The organism is Ruegeria sp. (assembly GCF_040830605.1).
In the GTDB taxonomy this organism is placed as follows: Bacteria; Pseudomonadota; Alphaproteobacteria; order Rhodobacterales; family Rhodobacteraceae; genus Ruegeria.
In genome coordinates this window covers 36,624-54,526 of record NZ_JBFOMD010000012.1, presented here as the reverse complement: position 1 = coordinate 54,526, position 17,903 = coordinate 36,624, and the positions used below count along the sequence as shown (strand labels likewise).

Genomic DNA, 17,903 nt, shown 5'->3' with positions numbered 1-17,903 from the left:
GCCTCCGGCGGGGATATTTGGGGCAAGAGGATTGAGGGGCGGTGCACTGTGGCGACCGCCCGAGCATCTTCAGGGGATGATACGGGTATATTTGATGCCTTCCAGCGTGGCGCCGACGCGCAGGCCCGCGCGTCCGAACACAGCGGCCAGAACCGGTGACCGCAGTGTGTTGGTATCGGCTGTCAACGAGTCGCCCTGGTCGCTGACCACGTATTCCAGATCGGCACCTGCGGTCCAGCCGCTGGAGCGGCGGAAGCCGTTCAGCGCGTCCTGAGTCATGAAGAACAGTACATGCGCGTATTGCTGTGCACCGATCTGCAGACCCGCACTGCCGCTGACGGCCGAGTAGTAGTCCACGGTCACGCCGTTGATGCGAAGGGCGCCACGGCCGTAGCTGCCGCCGAACACGAACCCGGCCTCGGTGACCAGCGGCATGACCAGCATGCCCGAGGCTTTCTCGGCAATCTCGATCGTGTTGGGATATTTGGAATACATCTCATTCAGCGTCGCATCGACACGGGCGTCGATGGTGGCTGCGTTGGAGTTGCCGACGCCGTTGCCGCAGGCGGCGGTAAAGCTCAGCCCGGCCATGCCCAAGGCAAAGCCGCGACGGGTCAGTCGGGGTGTTTGGGAACTGCTCATGTATCTTTTCTCTGTATATGTGCCTGATTGTGCCGGATTTGCCCGGTCTTGGTCGCAAGAATACGCCGAATGCGGCGGCCTGTCACGGGGAAGCTGCCTTTTTTCAGTAAGATATCGGCGGAAACTCGCGAGGATTTGAGGGCTCAGCCCTGCAGGATTCGCGCCACTGCGGGCGCAAAATACGTGAGCACCCCGTCACAGCCCGCACGCCTGAAGGCCATCAGGCTCTCCAGCATCACTTTTTCTCCGTCGATCCAACCATTCTGCGCAGCCGCCCGGATCATCGCATATTCGCCCGAGACCTGATAGGCATAGGTGGGCGCGCCGAAGGTGTCTTTCACCCGGCGGCAGATGTCGAGATAGGGCATCCCCGGCTTGATCATCACCATATCGGCACCCTCGGTCAGGTCGCGTTCGATCAAGCGCAGCGCCTCGTTCGAATTGGCCGGGTCCATCTGATAGGTCTTCTTGTCGCCCGTCAGCGCGCCGGATGCGCCCACCGCGTCGCGGAATGGCCCATAAAAGGCGCTGGCATATTTGGCGGCGTAGCTGAGGATCATCACGTTGTGGTGTCCGGCTGCCTCGAGTGCCCGCCGCATGGCGCCGATGCGCCCGTCCATCATGTCGCTGGGTCCGATGATATCCGCCCCGGCCTCGGCCTGCGCCAGCGTCATCTTCACCAGCGCCTCGACGGTGGCGTCATTGAGGATCTCACCATCCACGACATAGCCGTCATGGCCGTTGATGTTATAGGGATCGAGCGCCGCGTCGGTCATCACCGCGATATCCGGTGCCGCTTCCTTGATCGCGCGGATGGCGCGGTTGGAGAGGTTCTCGGGGTTCCAGGCCTCGGCGCAATCCTCGGTTTTCAAACTGGCGTCGGTATAGGGAAAGATACAGATCGCCGGGATGCCGAGCGCCTGCGCCTCAACGGCTGCCTTGGCGATGAGGTCAACCGACCGGCGCACCACCCCGGGCATCGATGGCACGGGTTCCTCGATCCCCTCGCCATCACGCACGAAGATGGGCCAGATCAGGTCGTTCACGCTCAGCTCGTTTTCCCGCACAAGCGCCCGGATCGCCCCTGACTGCCGGGCGCGGCGAAAGCGGGCCTTGGGATAGGGGGCGACGGTCGGTTTCATGGCGCGCTCTCCTTGCACATTCGCGCATTGGGTGGCATGGATTGCGTTCGGCCTCAAGGGTACCAATAGCCGCGCGCGATGGGTAGAACGCAAAAGAGACCGTAAGACACAGGGGCAGGGTGCTTGGACTGGTATTCCTCGATTTTCGAACTGATCGACATGCGGAGCTTTTCCAACCTCTGGTATTGGATCGCTCTGGCCGTGGTCTGGTCGTCGGCCAGCCACTGGGTGCTCGGGGTTCCTTATGACATGATCCAGCGCGCCCGCAGGGTCGGCGGACAGGCTGAGACCGATCTGTTGGATATCGTGCGCATCAACACCAACCGGCTGCTCTATATCGTCGAGGTCTCGGGAACGTGGTTGCTGGCGATTTCCTGCTTTCTGCTTTCGGGGCTGGCGATGCTGGGGTTCTACTATGGTATCGAGTTTGCCCAGGCGGTGTTTCTTCTTGCGTTTCCGATGTCCATTGTGGGGCTGCTGAATCTGTCGCTGGCCCGCAAACTCAGGGCAGCGGATGCGGAGCTTGACCCAATCGCAAAACTGCTGCTGCGCTGCCGGGTCTACACGCAATTGATCGGCATGGTTTCGATCTTTGTGACGTCTCTCTGGGGCATGTATCAGAATCTGGTGATTGGTCCGCTCGGCTAGGATTGAACTGAGGGCATGGTGATGACGGCTGCAAACCACGTAACGGTCGGCGGCGCCCCCGAGGGGTTTGACGCGCAGCTGATCCTGAACGAGATCGCCCGCTCGGGCGGTCCGGTGGCCCATGTCGCCCGCGATGACAAGCGGATGGAGGCGATGCGGGCGGCGCTTGCCTTTTTCGCCCCCGATATGCCGGTCTTCGTGTTTCCGGGCTGGGATTGCCTGCCGTATGATCGGGTGTCGCCCAATGCCGATATCTCGGCGGCGCGGGTGGCGACACTGGCCGCATTGGTGCACCAGATGCCACAGCGCTTCGTGCTGCTGACCACGCTCAATGCGGCGACTCAACGGGTGCCAGCGCGTGAGGTGCTGCGCGAGGCGGCCTTTACCGCGCGTGTCGATCACCGCATCGACGAAGAAGCGCTGCGCGCCTTTCTGGTGCGCATGGGCTTCAGTCAGAGCCCGACGGTGATGGAGCCCGGCGACTATGCGATCCGGGGCGGCATCATCGACATCTACCCGCCTGGCGAAAGCGGCCCAGTGCGGCTGGACCTGTTCGGTGATGTGCTGGACGGTGCGCGGCGGTTCGATCCGGTTTCGCAGCGCACCACCGAGAAGCTGGAGGTGGTCGAACTGGCGCCGGTCTCCGAGGTCATTCTGGATGACGCGGCCATCACCCGGTTCCGCCAGAATTACCGCATCGAGTTCGGCGCGGCTGGTACAGACGATCCGCTTTATGAGGCCGTGAGCGCCGGGCGCAAGCATCAGGGGATCGAGCACTGGCTGCCGTTTTTCCACGAAAAGCTTGAGACATTGTTCGATTATCTGCCCGAGGCGACGATCACGCTGGATGATCAGATGACGCCCGCCCGGCTGGCACGGTGGGAGAGCATTGCCGATCAGTACGAGACGCGGCGGCTGGCGCTGGAAAACCGTTCGCGCATGGATACGGTCTATAAACCGACGCCGCCCGGTTTGCTGTATCTGGATGATGCGGCTTGGGAACAGGCGGTTGCCGACCGGCGGGTGCTACAGTTCAACCCGTTGTCGCAGGCCTCGGGGCCTGGTGTGATCGACGCCGGCGGGCGGATCGGACGCAATTTCTCACCTGAACGTCAGCAGGAGAACATCAGCCTTTTTGGTGCTTTGGCAGACCACGTCAAGGGGCGGCTCGACAAGGGGCCCGTGCTGATCGCCTCGTACTCTGAAGGTGCGCGTGAGCGTTTGACCGGGCTTATCGAGGATGAGGGGCTTGCCGAGGCAATCCCGGTCAGCAAGGGCAACCGCATTGGCAAGCGTGGCCTGCATCTGGCGGTCTGGGCGCTGGAGCACGGGTTTGAGGCGCCGGACATGACGGTGATCTCGGAACAGGACGTGCTAGGCGACCGGCTGATCCGGCAGCCGAAGAAACGCCGCAAGGCCGAGAATTTCTTGACCGAGACCCAATCGCTCAGCCCCGGCGATCTGGTGGTGCATGTGGATCACGGCATCGGGCGCTATCAGGGGATGGAGGTGGTGACCGCAGCGGGGGCTGCGCATGAATGCCTGTTGCTGGAATATGCTGAAAAAGCAAAGCTTTATCTGCCGGTCGAGAATATCGAACTGTTGTCGAAATATGGCCATGACGAAGGACTTCTGGACCGTCTCGGCGGTGGCGCATGGCAGGCCAAGAAGGCCAAATTGAAAGAGCGCATTCGCGAGATGGCCGACCGGCTCATCCGCATCGCCGCCGAGCGTGCCTTGCGCAAGGCGCCGATCATGGACCCGCCGCCGCATGCGTGGGAGGAGTTCAGCGCCCGCTTCCCCTATCAGGAGACCGACGACCAGCTGCGTGCCATTGCCGAGGTGATGGAGGACATGCATTCCGGCGCGCCGATGGACCGGCTGATCTGCGGCGATGTCGGTTTCGGCAAGACCGAGGTCGCAATGCGCGCCGCTTTCGTCGCCGCCATGTCCGGCGTGCAGGTTGCCATCGTCGCGCCCACCACGCTGCTGGCTCGCCAACACGCCGCCTCCTTCAAGGACCGTTTCCGGGGTTTTCCGCTGGAGGTTCGTCAGCTCAGCCGCTTTGTTTCGGGCAAGGAAGCTCAGCAGACCCGCGACGGGCTCGCGCGCGGCACGATTGATATTGTGATTGGCACTCATGCACTGCTTGCCAAGGGGATACGGTTCAACAATCTGGGCCTTTTGATCATCGATGAGGAACAGCATTTCGGCGTGGCCCACAAAGAGCGGCTGAAACAGCTGCGCTCGGACGTACATGTGCTGACGCTGACCGCAACGCCCATTCCGCGTACCCTGCAGCTCAGCTTGACCGGGGTGCGGGACCTGTCGATCATCGGCACCCCGCCCATCGACCGGCTGGCGATCCGTACTTATGTCAGCGAGTTCGACACCGTCACCATCCGCGAGGCGCTGTTGCGTGAACATTACCGGGGCGGGCAGAGTTTTTACGTGGTGCCACGTATCTCGGACCTGCCCGAGATCGAGGAATTCCTGAAAGATCAGCTGCCCGAACTGACTTACGTTGTCGCCCATGGCCAGATGGCGGCGGGTGAGCTCGATGACCGCATGAACGCCTTTTACGACGGCAGGTACGACGTGCTGCTGGCCACGACGATTGTGGAAAGCGGGCTGGATATTCCGACGGCGAACACGATGGTCGTACACCGGGCCGACATGTTCGGGCTGGCGCAGCTCTACCAGATCCGGGGCCGGGTCGGGCGCTCGAAAACCCGTGCCTATGCCTACCTCACCACCAAACCCCGCGCGCGGCTGACGCCTGCTGCCGAGAAACGTCTGCGCGTGCTGGGCTCGCTCGATACGCTGGGGGCAGGGTTCACGCTGGCATCGCAGGATCTGGATATTCGCGGCGCAGGTAACCTGTTGGGCGAAGAACAGTCAGGCCAGATGCGCAATGTGGGTTATGAGCTTTATCAGTCGATGCTGGAAGAGGCGATTGCCAAGATCAAAGCCGGTGAGATGGAGGGGCTGAGCGATGCCGACGACCAATGGGCGCCGCAGATCAATCTGGGTGTGCCGGTCCTGATCCCCGAGGATTACGTGCCCGATCTGGATGTGCGTCTGGGGCTCTATCGCCGTCTGTCCTCGCTTTCAACCAAGGTCGAGTTGGAAGGATTTGCCGCCGAACTTATTGACCGGTTCGGCACTTTGCCGAAAGAGGTGAACACTCTGATGCTGGTCGTGCGCATCAAAGCCATGTGCAAACGGGCGGGCATTGCAAAGCTGGATGGCGGGCCGAAGGGCGCGACCATTCAGTTTCACAATGACAAGTTTGCCTCGCCGCAAGGGCTGGTCGAGTTCATCCAGAACCAGCGTGGGCTTGCGAAGGTCAAGGACAACAAGATCGTTGTACGTCGCGACTGGAAAAAGGACAGCGACAAGATCAAGGGCGCCTTCGCCATCGCCCGCGATCTGGCGGAAAAAGTGCTGGCCGAGCGCAAGGCGTCCAAGACGGCGTAGCCGCACGTCGGGTTTTGACGAAATTGAACCCGCACGCTGCGGGCCTTGTCTTGGTGCGGCGGTGCGCCGGACCCGAGATCGTGCTATGATTGACAAATCCCTCGCTCACTGGATCGAAGGAAATTCTAATGCGCGTATTGCTTGTAAGCCTATTATTGGTCTCCTCTTCCGTCTTCGCAGAGCCGCCCACTGCGCTGAAAACAATCGGGATTTTCGAAGAGTATGATGAAAAAGACGGCGAGGTTGTTCTGGGCGCTTCGGTCAATGTCAGCGGTGCGGTGTGCATGGAGACCGGGCTGTGTCTTGCCGTGGCCGACGAGGGAAGATTTGCGCAGGTCTTCGCGCTGGAGAATGACCGCATCACCATCGGGCAGCGGCTTTATCTGGCCGAGACCAAGGACAAACCCAAGAGGGAACTCAGGGATTTCGATCTCGAAGGTCTGACGGCGATGGGCAACATTCTGATCACCGTGGGCTCGCATTCACGGGGTCGCAAAAGCTGCAAATCGCCGGATCGCAGCCTAAGGATTTTCTGGGGCGAGGTAACCGGGGATCTGATCGGTACCCGGCAACCGCTGACAGATCAGTCTCAGTCTCTGGAGCCATTGTTCGAGCAGTTCGAGACACTGGAGCAATCGTTCGATCAACCTCTTCAGAAAAATGGCTTGAATATAGAAGGGATTGCAGCGCAAGGCTCAACCATATTCGTCGGTTTTCGGGCGCCATTCACTGGCGAGAACAGTGCAAGCGTTCAGGTTGCCGAGTTCACTTTGGATGCGCTGGAAAACGGTGATTTTTCGGGTGCGCAGTTGCATCATGTGGCCGTTGATGGGCCGCCGGGGCGCGGAATTCGCGGGATGGAAGCTGTGGGTGACGAGATGATCCTTTTGATCGGGGATTCGGGTGTGGGAGCAGGCAACAAAGCCATTTGCGATCAACCCAGCCCGCATCGGGTTGGAGAGTTTTCAATTCATCGCTGGACACCAGGACAACTGACCGCCGAGGCAGTCATGACGTTGGATTTGCCGGACGAAGATTGGAAGGCCGAAGGCATTCTGCCGATGGGCGACGAGGGCGTTCTGATCTTCTTTGACGGCCCGCCAAATGGCGCGCCGCATTTCTACGAATTCCCCTAGTCGCCGGTGACAAAGGTGCAAAGCTGCCACTTACCGTCCGGCGATTTGGCCAGAGCGGCGCGATAGCCCACCATCGACCAAAGAAAGTCGCGATGCATGTAGCCGTTGGTGCCATCGGTCAGCTTGACTTTCTGGTATTCGGCATCCGGGTTATACGCGTCGATCAGCACCACCTCATGGCTGATCAGGTCCAAAATTCGGGCATCGGCACTCGGATCGGCGCGCAGGGTCACGCGGGTTCCAGTCACAAAATATGCAGTGAAAGGATCGACCGAGGCCGGCAGGCGGATTTGCCACTGGAACGGCATCCAGAACTCGCCCTGATCGTCGAAATAGCCCGGGGCCGACAGAGTGTCTTGCAGGGCGGTCCAATAGGCCTCACGCATCTCGTCGGCCTGATCGCGGAATTCATCGGCCAGCGTTTCAGGAGGCAGGGTCAGGTTGTGGCGCAACTCGTCCGGACCGCCGTCGCCACCATGGCTCAGGTAGATATCCGGGCAGGCGGCGGCAACAACTGCGTCGATATCCCGCGCGGTGATGTCGCCGAGAAGCCTTGTGCGGAACTCCACCAGCGACCGGTCGCGGTCGGCCTGATCCACCGGCGTCAGGGAGAGGCGTTCGGCCTGCGCGGGCAGGGCGGCGAGGGCAAGGACCAGTGCGGATGGCAGTCTCATTCAGCAGCCTTCATCGCGGCCTGAGCGCAGAAGCATGAGGCACCGACGGCACGGTCGGCCCGGGCCAGTGCAAGATCCAGCCGCTGTTTGATCTGGACGATTTCGACCGTATCGTTACGGGCCTTCAGGCAATCGCGCAAGCCTTTGAGAGACCAGACATTATCCGGGTGAACCGTGGCGCGGCTGAGCTGGCCGCCAAGGCCCAGATCCTCGCGATAGACCGCTTCGGCCTCGGCCACCTGGCCTTGTTCGAAGAGCAGTGCTCCAAGCGCGTGACGGGCGGGCTGCATCCAGCCCCAGGGCTCGTCATAAGGCAGCGTGTCGTCTAGGTCGACCGAGCGGCGCAGATGGGCGAAGGCGGCGTCGAAATTGCCCTTTCGGTACTCGATCTCGCCCCGCAGCATTTCCTGTCCGATGGCCAGCAGGTCGATGACCCGATTGTTGTGCAGCAGCCGGGTGTCGGGCACGCGTTCCTTGGCGGCGAGAAAGAGCTGCTCCTCGGCCTCGGCCTCCTCCACCCGTCCAGTCGCGGCAAATCCGATGGCGCGGGCATAATGCGTTGTGGCGGTAACCGTGCGGTAAAGGTCGGGGTCCTCGGGCGGTTCCAGCGCCATCGCCTCGTCCCAGCGTCCGAAGCGGATCAGGATATGCGGGCCCATCGCCATGTAGCTTTCGAAGAAATCGGCCATGGGCGGGCTTTCGATGCGCAGCATGTCCTCAGGCGTGGTGTCCCAGATACCCTGATTGGCGCGCAGGGCCGGTTCCATCTGGCCGAGAAACAAGGCGCCGTAGATGACGAAGTGATAATCGTGTTGGCGATAGCCGGTATAGATGTTGAACGCGCCCTCGCGCTCGTAATATTTCAGGTCCGCCTCGATGGCTTTCTGGTTCCAGTGCACCACGTTCTGATACTGGCCGCAAAGCACGTCGATATGGGTGGGCATATGCACCAGATGCCCGGCATCAGGCACCAAAGTGCGCAGCACATCACCCGCTTTCAGGGCCTTTTCGGGGGTGGGCGACATCTCCATCAGGTGGACATAGAGATGCAGCAGGCCCGGATGCGACATCGCTGCCACGTCGTTTTGCATCGCGGTTTCGAGTACTTCCTGCGCATCAAGCGTGGCTGCGCCTTCGGCGGGTTGGCCCGCGGCCAGATCCCACATCTTCCACGGCGTCAGGTTCAGCAGGCTTTCGGCATAAACGCTGCGCAGATCCAGATGCCGGGGCTGTTCGGCAAAGGCGGCGCGCATGGCGTCGGCGAAATCGTAATCCCAGGCGTGCATGTCCTCGGCCAGATCGCGCTGCGGGTAGCGGGCGGGCAGGGCGCGGATCAGGGCCTGTTCCACCGGAGTGCAGAACTCGACTAGCGCCAGCGCCTCTTGCGTGGCGTCATAGGCCCGGGCTAGCGCCTTGGCGCGGCCCGAGGTGTCGAACAGCTCCCAAGGCATGTTGTAGTTCGGACCCATGGCGTAGGCGATGCCCCAATGGGCCATAGCGCAATCGGGGTCGTGTTCGAGCGCCTGTTCGAAACAGCGCACTGCCTCGTCATGGTTGTAGCCATAGGTCCAGATCAGGCCGCGGTCGAACCACATCTGCGCGGTGTCGGACCGGGTGGTGACGGGGCAGGTGTGGCTGCCCAGATCGTAGTAATCGCCCATGGAATCTCTCCCCTCTCGCGGGAGAGTAGGCGATTCCGGGTCGCCGGGACAGATCAGGCGGGCAGGCGCGCCTCGATCCGACCCATATGCAGCATCAGCGCAAAAGCCAGCACGCACATGGTCAGCACGCCCGACGTCAAAGGCGTTAGCGAGCCGTCGAAGAGCAACCCGACGGGGGCTGCGATGGCAGCGGCCAGCACGGTCGAGATCGCGCCGATGACCGAGGCGGCCATACCGGCGATATGGCCCATCGGCTCCATCGCCATGGCGTTCAGATTGCCCAGCGTGGTGCCCGCCATAAAAAAGATCGAGGTCTGCCAGGCCACGAACAGGGCAAAGGACGCGGCCGCCGACAGCTCCAGCCCGTTGAGCGTGATCACGGTCGAGGTGATCAGGATCTGCGCGCCCAGTGTCCATGTCACCATCCGGCGCATGCCCACGCGCACGACGACGGCGGCATTCAGCAAGCTGGCGGAACCCGATATCAGCGCCACGAAACCGAACCAGAACGGAAAGCTGTCGGCCCGGTCGTAGATCACATCATAGACCGGCTGCACCATGGTCAGCATGGTGAACAGCGTGCCCATGCAGAGCGTCTGCACCATGATCGACAGGCGCACGGTGGGATGGCTGAACATCTCGTGCACAGCACCCAGCATCAGCGGCAGCCGGATCGGGCGCCGGTTCTCGCGAGCCAGGGATTCCGGCAGCCGCAGGCCCATCCACAGGATGGAGATGAGCGAAAACAGCATGAACGAGACAAAGATGCCCCGCCATCCGGCAAAGGCGATCACGCCCGCGCCGAGCATCGGAGCGATGGCCGGAACAAGCGTGAAGATCATCATGGCAATCGAGACGATCCGCGCCATTTCCCGCCCGGCATAAAGGTCGCGCACGATGGCCATGGCCACCACGCGCGGGCCCGCGGCACCTAAACCTTGCGCGATGCGCGCAGCAAGCACCAGTTCCAGCGATGAGCTGGCCCAAGCCACGGCAGAGGCAAGGATATAAAGGCTTGCGCCTGCATAGATCACCGGCTTGCGCCCGAACGCGTCAGACAGCGGGCCGGTGAAGAAGGTGCCGATCCCCATGCCCAGCACGAACGAGGTCAGGATCAGCTGAGCCCGGTTCACGTCATCGGGGCTGAGCTGCGCGCCGATCTCGGGCAGCGCAGGCAGCATCGAGTCGATCGAAAAGGCAATCGTGGCGAACATCATCGCAATGAGCGCGATGAATTCGCCCTTGGACATGCGGTTTGCCATTGGGGTCTCCTTACCTGCTCGCGCTATCACGCACAGACGAGCAGGGCCAGATGGAATTTCCGCACAGAACTCTGTGCTAATCTGCAGATGAAGTCTCGGTCTGAGACATGATTTCGCCAATCACCTTCTGCCAAAGCTCCGGTGGCTGTGCGCCCGGAACTGCGTGCTGGTTGGCGACGATATAGGTGGGAACCGAGTTCACGCCCATCTGCCGGGAATGGGCGTCGCGATTGCGGATGTCCTCGCGGTCGGCGTCGGATTTGAGCAGTTTCAGCACCACGGCGGCGTCCATGCCAATGCCGTCAGCGATGTCGGCCAGAACCTCATGATCGCCAATGTCGCGGGCCTCGACAAAGTAGGCTTGGAACAGGGCGTCCACGGCCTCGTTCTGCTTGCTTTCGATCCCGGCCCAGTGGATCAGCCGGTGGGCGTCCAGTGTGTTGGGGGTGCGCTTCATGCCTTCGAAGTCGATGCTCAGGCCGGCATTTTCGGCATGCTCGACCACCGGTGCATAGGCCTTCACCGCGCCGTCTTTGCCGCCGAACTTGCGTTCGAGATATTCGCGCCGGTCCATGCCCTCGGGGGCCATGTCCGGGTTCAGCTGAAAAGGATGCCACTCGATGACAAAAGGATGATCCGGTACCGCCGCCAGCGCCTTGTCCAGATGGGTCTTGCCGATATAGCACCAGGGGCAGATCGGGTCGGACAGGATATCGAGTTTGACGGTCTGGGTCATTCGGACGGTGCCTTGAAATAGGCCGGCAGGGCACGGCGCAGGAGTTTTCCGTTGCCGCCCATGGGAAGCGCGGGCAGGTGGATGAAGGCGCGGGGCTGTTTGTAGCGCGCCAGATTGGCCTTCACATAGGTCCGCAGTGCGGCCTCGTCCAGTTTTTCCGGGCCGGTGTAGAAGGCAGCGATGATTTGGGTGTCCTGTTTCACCTCGACCGCCGCCGCGCCCACCTGAGTGACACCGGGATAACGGGCCAGCACCGCCTCGACCTCGACCGGTGAAACGCGGTAGCCGCCCGCGTTCATCATGTCGTCGTCGCGGCCCAGATAGGTGATCTGCCCATCCACCGCCATCGCGCCCTGATCGCCGGTCAGGAACCAGTCGCCTTGCATCCGTGCCTCGGCCTCGTCTGGGGCGTTGAGGTAGGTGAGCATCAGACCCGGATCGCTGCGGTGGATGGCGATGGTGCCCTCGGCACCCTGCGGGACCGGGCCGTCGGCGCCGAGAATGGCCACCTTGCGACCGGGCTGCGGCTGACCCAGCGCCTCGCCGCGCGCCGGATGCGCCGGGCTCGACGAGATGAAGGTCGAGCATTCGGACATGCCATAGGCCTCGTAAAGCTCAGTACCAGTGCCCGCCGTCCAGGCCTCGTGCAGGTGGCGTGAGAGCTTTTCTCCGGCGCAGAGACCGTGGCGCAAGTCGGGCAAGTCCAGGCGTTCATGATCCTGTAACATCTTGCGGTAAACCCCCGGAGCGGCTGCGAAAATCGTGGCGCGGTGTTGGCGCAGTAGGTCGGGCAGGACGGCGATGTCGGTACCGGGTTCGGGTATCAGTGCGGTGGCGCCAATGGTCCAGGGGTCCATCAGCCCGGTGCCCAGCGTGTAGGTCCAGTTGAACGCGCCCGCATGACAGAGCCGGTCCTGCTCGGTCAGCCCGTACCAGCCATCCACCATCATCTGCCGCGCCCAGATCGCGCGATGGGCATGGGCCACGGCGCGCGGCTTGCCCGACGTGCCGGATGTATAGACTACGTATCCCATTCGGTCCGGATCGCCCATGTCGTAGTCGGCGGGCGGTAGGTCGCGCATCGCGTGCAGTTCTTCCAGCCCTATCTGGTGGGGGTGATCGGCACAGGCCACCGCAGGATCGCGCAGGATGGCAGCGGGAGCCAGATCGGCGATCATTTTGGCGGTCTCAGGTTCAGTCAACTGCGATGAGGTCGGCACCGGCACGATCCCGGCGGTGATTGCGCCCAGATAGGCGATGGGAAATTCAACCGTATTCCCGAGCCGCATCAGCACAAGGTCTCCGGGGTGCAAACCTGCCTGAAGGAGACCGGTGGCGGTGCCCTGGATGGCCGCTTCGAGCCTGGCATAGCTCCAGTCGTCCGAGCCGCCCGGACTCAGTACCGATAGCGCCACCTTGTCGGGCAAGGCGGCGCCTTGGCGCATCACATGAGCGGCCAGGTTGAATGGCGCGAGGTAGCGCGGCGGCGGGCCTTGGTCAAAGATCGACAGCATGCGCTTTGGCTAGCGCGGCGGCCAGCGCATTGCAAGCTGGGTCCTGCGGCCCTATAGAAAGGTGCATGAATAACAGCGACGCGAAATCCCTGATCCATATCGCCCGTAACAACGGGACTGAGACCGAAGTTGAACCGCTGGATCTGGGCATGCGCGTTCGCGAACTGCGCAAGGCGCGCAACTGGACGCTGGAACAGGCCGCGACACAGGCGGGACTGGCCCGCTCGACATTGTCCAAGATCGAGAACGGCCAGATGTCACCCACCTATGATGCGCTCAAGAAGCTGGCGGTCGGGCTGCAGATCTCGGTGCCGCAGCTCTTCACTCCGCCGCAGCGCGATCAGGTCATCGGCCGCATGTCGGTGACCAAATCAGGCGCCGGTACCGCCCACGCCACCGCCACCTATGAGCATGAGTTGCTGGCGGAAACCCTCACCAAAAAACAGATGCTACCGTATCGGGCCCGGGTGCGGGCACGTTCGATGGATGAGTTCGACGGCTGGGTGCGCCATGACGGCGAGGAATTTCTGTATGTCCTGACCGGGGTGGTTCGGCTTTTCACGGAATTTTATGAGCCGGTCGAAATGCGCCGGGGCGACAGCGCGTATTACGATGGCTCGATGGGCCACAACGTCATCTCGGTCAGCGACGAGGACGCAACAATCCTGTGGGTGACGTCTCTTACGTGATGTAAAGGGCTTAGCTGTCCAACTCGCGGCTGAGCGATTCAGTGAATAGAAAATCCTCAAGCTCTTCGCGGGCTTCGGTGACGGTCAGGTGATGGCGCTCGGCCAGATAAGCCTCGAACCGCTGGCGGTTCTGCTTGACGAAGGGCATGTCACTGTCGCGGAGATTCGGAAATCTCATCTTGGCCCGCGCGTAAGACGTGGACCAATCCTGAGTCAGATCTGACCAGTTCAATATCACTGAGCTTTCCCTCGAGTGGCCTTCGGAAACGCTCCCCCTCCAAACTCAGGTTAAGAAATATGGCGCTTTCATGATGACTGGACATAATGTCGCATACCCAAAAGATGAGTTTCATGGGGTCGAATCGCCCGTTGCGGGTGTTTCGCAACGGGCTTGCGGACCTGACTGTGAGTGAGTGGTCGTCGGTCCGTTATTCGTGATGTGTGAACAGCCAGTTCAACACAATGTGCCCGATGAACACGGCGATAATCTGCATCGCGATGAACATCAGGATATGAGCAGGGTTAATGCCTGCGAACGTATCCGTAAAGCCTCTTGCGATGGTTACCGCCGGATTCGCGAAACTTGTGGAGGACGTGTACCAGTAGGCGCCTGTGATATAGAGGCCCACAAGGGGTGGTACAGCGTCCGGCTTGTGCCGAATTCCGCCGAAAATCACGAAAAGCAGGCCAAGTGTGGCGATAATCTCGGAAAACCACTGATGCGCGCCGGTGCGGTGCATGGTGGTCGAGCTTTGCAGAATCGGCAGGTCGAACATGAAGTGCGAGGCCCAGACACCGATGATGCCGCCCGCGATCTGGCACAGCATGTAAGGCGGCACAGCAGACCACGCATGCTCGCCCCGCAGGGCGAAGGCCAGGGTGACGGCGGGGTTGAAATGCGCGCCCGAGACAGGGCCCAGCGTGGTGATGATCGCATAGAGCATGCAGCCGGTGGCAATGGCGTTGGCCAGAAGCGCCAGCGCGATGTTCCCGCCCGAAAGCGCGTCGGCCATGATGCCCGAGCCCACAACCCCGATCAGCAGGAAGGCGGTGCCGAGGAACTCGGCAAAGTATTTGCGGGGGCTCATGCAAGATCTCCGATGCGCTTGAGATGGGCCGCAAGTTCGGCGGGCGGCATGGTTTCGATGGGCAGCTCCAGCAGGGCGCTGGCGCGGCGGTGCAGGATGTCGTGGGCGGTGCGGAATGCGACCTCCCACTCGGATTCGACAGCGGCGGCGGGGTCTTCGACGCCCCAATGGGCACGTACCGGCGCGCCAGGCCAGACCGGGCAGGTCTCTTCGGCGGCCGAGCCGCAGACGGTGATAACCATGTCCATTTCCGGTGCATCATCGGCTGCGAACTCATTCCAGCTTTTGGACCGGGCCGCGCTGGTGTCGTGCCCTTCCTCCGTCAGCAGCTTCAGCGATTGCGGATGCACCTTGCCAGTGGGGTTGGAGCCTGCGGAAAAGGCGCGGACGCGGTCTGCGCCCTCATGGTTGAAGATCGATTCCAGCAGGATCGACCGCGCCGAGTTCCCGGTGCAGAGAACGAGGATATTCATTTCGTTGTCCCTTGATGTGTTTTTGCTGTTCGGTCCGATCACCCGGCCATCCGGCCGATGTCATCCACCTTGTGCTGCAGAGAAATGCGGTCGAGCGTCTCGAACGGCAGGCTGACAAAGGCGGCGATGCGGTTGCGTAGAAGGCCATAGGCCTGCTGAAAGGCGAGGTGTTTCTGGGCCTCGGTTCCGGTCGCCTTGGCCGGGTCCGGCAGGCCCCAATGGGCGCTCATCGGCTGGCCGGGCCAGGCCGGGCATTCCTCGTTCGCGGCGTGGTCGCAGACGGTAAAGACAAAATCCATTCTCGGCGCGTCGTCACCCGAGAACGCATCCACCGATTTCGATCCTAGGCCGGCGATGTCGTGGTCCTTGGAGGCCAGCAGTTCCAGCACCTCCGGGTGAGGGCCATCCGAGGGCGCGGTGCCCGCTGAGTAGGCGTTGAACAGGTCAGCACCTTCCTTGCGCAGGATGGCCTCGGCCATGATTGAGCGAGCGGAATTGCCGGTGCAGATGAAAAGCGCGTTGAGCGTTCGGTCCTTGGCAGTCATGACGGGATCTCCGGGCGTGGTCTGGCAAAGGTCGGGGCGGTTCTGGCAGCACTCGCCCAACAGCCCGCCAAAGAGGTCGCGGACTTCGGGCAGGTTGGCGGTGTAGTGCAGCGAGGTGCTCAGGCGGGTCTGCGTGATCAACCCCGCCTGTTTCAGCGTGTTGAGGTAGGTGGAGGTGGTGTTGGGCTTCAGCGCCAGCGCGTCGGCGATGTGCCCGGCGGGCACCGAATCCGGATAGCGCCGCATCAGCAGGCGGAACAGATCCAGTCGCTTGCGGTGCGCAAGGGCACCGAGTTTGTCATGCAGTTCTATTTCCATATTTCATGAAGTATGGAAATATCATGTCACCGTCAATCCTGATACCACCAGACGTCGGGCATGTATTGCGGTCCGTCGCCATAGATCGGCAGGTAGTCGGGAAACTTCAGTTCCTTGGCATGGGCGATGCGGCCCACATCGAAGCTCCAGATCGGGATCACGTAGCGGCCCGAGGTCAGCACCCGGTCGAGCGCGCGTGTGGCGGCCCGGAAATCCTCGGGCGTTTCCGAGGTCAGCATGGCGTCGATCATCGCATCGGCCGCGGGCGAGGCCATCCCCATCAGATTGCGCGTGCCCGGCGTGTCGGCCACATCGCTGCCCCAATAGAGCCGCTGTTCGTTGCCCGGCGAGAGCGAAAGGGCGCGGCGGAACGGGGTCATGTCGAAATCCAGCTCGCTCACGCGGCCTGTATACTGGGCGTCATCGACTTTGTCGGTGGTGACACCTATACCCAGACGCTCCAACGCGCGGGCATAGATCTCAACCACGGTTGCCATCTCGGTGTCGCCTTGACGGAGCAGGAAGGTCACGTCGAACGCCTGACCATCTGCGTTCGTGAGGCGGTCGTTCTGGATGGTCCAGCCGGCATCGGCCAGCACCTTTGCCGCCTTGCGCAGGTTCTTCCGGTTGCGGGCCGAGCCATCGCCTTCGGGCAGGGCATAGCCCTCAAGCGCGCCCGGCAGAAGCTGATCCGAGAACGGCTCAAGCAGCGCGCGTACCGCGCCCTCGGCGGGGTCGGGGCGCATGGCCAAGTCCGAGCCCGAGTAGTACGAAGTGATCCGGGGCTGCGCTCCACCAGTGACCGTGTCGTTGATGAACTCGAAGTTGAAGGCCAGCATCAGCGCCTCGCGGACGCGCCAGTCGTCAAACGGAGCCTTGCGGGCGTTCATGACAAAACCGGTCATGCCGGATGGCTTGCCATGGGGAATTTCGGTCCGGATCACGTCGCCGCGCGTCGCGGCGGGGAAATCATACTGGGTCAACCATTTCTCGGCGTTGAACTCACGCACTGCCGTCAGTTCGCCTGCCTTGAACGCCTCGAACAACACGGTCTGGTCGCCATAGAACTCGATCCGCATCTCGTCGAAATTCATCGTGCCCCGGCGAAACGGGACATCGGCGCCCCAATAGTCCGGGTTGCGGGTCAAGGTGACGAACCGGCCCGCCTCGTAATCGGTGACCACGTATGGCCCCGAGCCGATCGGCACGTCCTGCAGCGGGGCATTGGCAAAATCCTTTCCCTCCCACTGCGACTTTTTCAGGATCGGGCGCATTCCGGCGATCAGCGCCAACTCACGGTCGGCCTCAGAAAAGGTGATGCGGACCGTGCGCGGGCCGGTCTGTTCGATGCTGCTGATCTTGGACCAGAGGCCACGATAACGGATATGGCCTTGAGTCCCCAGCGTCTCATAGGACCAGATCACATCGTCGACCGTGACCGGGCTGCCATCCGAGAATCGGGCCTCTTCCCGCAGGGTGAACTCGACCCATGAGCGGTCCTCTGCCGTCTTGACCGATTCGGCCAGCAGACCGTAAAGCGTGAAGGGTTCGTCCCAGGACCGGCCCATCAGGCTTTCATGCGGCCAGAAGCGCAACTGCCAGGGAACCGTGCCTTTTTGCACGAAGGGATTGAGGCTGTCGAAGCCGCCCGTGTTGCCAAACACAACCCGCCCGCCTTTAGGCGCGTCAGGGTTGGCGTAAGGCAGAGACACAAAATCCGGTGGCAGGGCGGGCTGGCCATACATAGCTATGCCATGGGCCGATTCTGCCTGCGCATTTGTGACGCACAAAACTGCGGCGATTCCCGCAAACATTAGACGAATGGGGTAGAAAAGATCCGCTCGCATTTTGGCACCAATTCTGCTCAGGCCTTATTTTGTTGAGGATCATCGTAG

The 17,903-nt window shown here is 61.9% G+C and carries 16 protein-coding genes; 4 read left to right on the top strand and 12 right to left on the bottom strand.

What is annotated here, in order from left to right; all coding sequences use genetic code 11:
* Positions 1 to 69 precede the first annotated feature (69 nt).
* Entirely contained in the window at positions 70 to 642 is a 573-nt protein-coding gene (locus AB3N21_RS16970) for a YSC84-related protein (RefSeq protein WP_367936335.1), read from the bottom strand.
* A 143-nt stretch (positions 643 to 785) separates the two neighbouring features.
* On the bottom strand, positions 786 to 1,784 hold the full coding sequence (hemB, locus tag AB3N21_RS16965) for a porphobilinogen synthase (protein WP_367936334.1): 999 nt from the start codon (positions 1,782 to 1,784) through the stop codon (positions 786 to 788).
* Between the two features lie 123 nt (positions 1,785 to 1,907).
* Between hemB and AB3N21_RS16960 the strand changes: the two genes are divergently transcribed.
* The 3 genes from AB3N21_RS16960 (at position 1,908) to AB3N21_RS16950 (ending at position 7,048) form a co-directional block, all read left to right on the top strand.
* Entirely contained in the window at positions 1,908 to 2,432 is a 525-nt protein-coding gene (locus AB3N21_RS16960) for a component of SufBCD complex (RefSeq protein ID WP_367936333.1), read from the top strand.
* A 21-nt stretch (positions 2,433 to 2,453) separates the two neighbouring features.
* Positions 2,454 to 5,912 carry a transcription-repair coupling factor gene (mfd, locus tag AB3N21_RS16955; RefSeq protein ID WP_367936332.1) on the top strand — a complete coding sequence of 1,153 codons (3,459 nt, stop codon included), beginning with the start codon at positions 2,454 to 2,456 and terminating at the stop codon, positions 5,910 to 5,912.
* A gap of 89 nt (positions 5,913 to 6,001) precedes the next feature.
* Complete coding sequence (locus tag AB3N21_RS16950) at positions 6,002 to 7,048, top strand: DUF3616 domain-containing protein (RefSeq protein ID WP_367936331.1); 1,047 nt, start codon at positions 6,002 to 6,004, stop codon at positions 7,046 to 7,048.
* Here AB3N21_RS16950 and AB3N21_RS16945 read toward each other — a convergent pair.
* The 5 genes from AB3N21_RS16945 to AB3N21_RS16925 form a co-directional block, all read right to left on the bottom strand.
* A complete protein-coding gene (locus AB3N21_RS16945) occupies positions 7,045 to 7,722 on the bottom strand; it encodes an SH3 domain-containing protein (RefSeq protein ID WP_367936330.1) in 678 nt (225 codons plus the stop codon). The genes AB3N21_RS16950 and AB3N21_RS16945 overlap by 4 nt on opposite strands.
* Positions 7,719 to 9,383 carry a hypothetical protein gene (locus AB3N21_RS16940; RefSeq protein WP_367936329.1) on the bottom strand — a complete coding sequence of 555 codons (1,665 nt, stop codon included), beginning with the start codon at positions 9,381 to 9,383 and terminating at the stop codon, positions 7,719 to 7,721. Before AB3N21_RS16940 ends, AB3N21_RS16945 begins: the two co-directional genes overlap by 4 nt.
* A gap of 53 nt (positions 9,384 to 9,436) precedes the next feature.
* A complete protein-coding gene (locus AB3N21_RS16935; protein WP_367936328.1) occupies positions 9,437 to 10,645 on the bottom strand; it encodes a multidrug effflux MFS transporter in 1,209 nt (402 codons plus the stop codon).
* Between the two features lie 76 nt (positions 10,646 to 10,721).
* On the bottom strand, positions 10,722 to 11,381 hold the full coding sequence (locus AB3N21_RS16930) for a DsbA family oxidoreductase (RefSeq protein ID WP_367936327.1): 660 nt from the start codon (positions 11,379 to 11,381) through the stop codon (positions 10,722 to 10,724).
* Positions 11,378 to 12,895 (bottom strand): class I adenylate-forming enzyme family protein, encoded by a 1,518-nt coding sequence (locus tag AB3N21_RS16925; protein WP_367936326.1) that lies wholly within the window; start codon positions 12,893 to 12,895, stop codon positions 11,378 to 11,380. The genes AB3N21_RS16930 and AB3N21_RS16925 overlap by 4 nt, the downstream gene beginning before the upstream one ends.
* A gap of 65 nt (positions 12,896 to 12,960) precedes the next feature.
* Here AB3N21_RS16925 and AB3N21_RS16920 point away from each other — a divergent pair, with 65 nt between their 5' ends.
* A complete protein-coding gene (locus AB3N21_RS16920; RefSeq protein ID WP_171176399.1) occupies positions 12,961 to 13,584 on the top strand; it encodes a helix-turn-helix domain-containing protein in 624 nt (207 codons plus the stop codon).
* A 10-nt stretch (positions 13,585 to 13,594) separates the two neighbouring features.
* On the opposite strand, the gene AB3N21_RS16915 is transcribed toward AB3N21_RS16920, so the two are convergent.
* The 5 genes from AB3N21_RS16915 to AB3N21_RS16895 all read right to left on the bottom strand — a co-directional run bounded on the left by AB3N21_RS16915 (position 13,595) and on the right by AB3N21_RS16895 (position 17,855).
* On the bottom strand, positions 13,595 to 13,762 hold the full coding sequence (locus AB3N21_RS16915) for a hypothetical protein (protein WP_367936325.1): 168 nt from the start codon (positions 13,760 to 13,762) through the stop codon (positions 13,595 to 13,597).
* Positions 13,763 to 14,012: 250 nt separating this feature from the next.
* The gene (locus AB3N21_RS16910) at positions 14,013 to 14,672 is read right to left on the bottom strand and encodes an aquaporin (protein WP_367936324.1); all 660 of its coding nucleotides are present in this window, start codon (positions 14,670 to 14,672) and stop codon (positions 14,013 to 14,015) included.
* Positions 14,669 to 15,145 (bottom strand): arsenate reductase ArsC, encoded by a 477-nt coding sequence (locus AB3N21_RS16905; RefSeq protein WP_367936323.1) that lies wholly within the window; start codon positions 15,143 to 15,145, stop codon positions 14,669 to 14,671. Before AB3N21_RS16905 ends, AB3N21_RS16910 begins: the two co-directional genes overlap by 4 nt.
* A 38-nt stretch (positions 15,146 to 15,183) precedes the next feature.
* Positions 15,184 to 16,008, bottom strand: a complete 825-nt coding sequence (locus AB3N21_RS16900; protein WP_367936322.1) for a helix-turn-helix domain-containing protein — start codon at positions 16,006 to 16,008, stop codon at positions 15,184 to 15,186.
* Positions 16,009 to 16,040: 32 nt separating this feature from the next.
* A complete protein-coding gene (locus AB3N21_RS16895) occupies positions 16,041 to 17,855 on the bottom strand; it encodes an extracellular solute-binding protein (RefSeq protein WP_367936321.1) in 1,815 nt (604 codons plus the stop codon).
* Positions 17,856 to 17,903 lie beyond the last annotated feature (48 nt).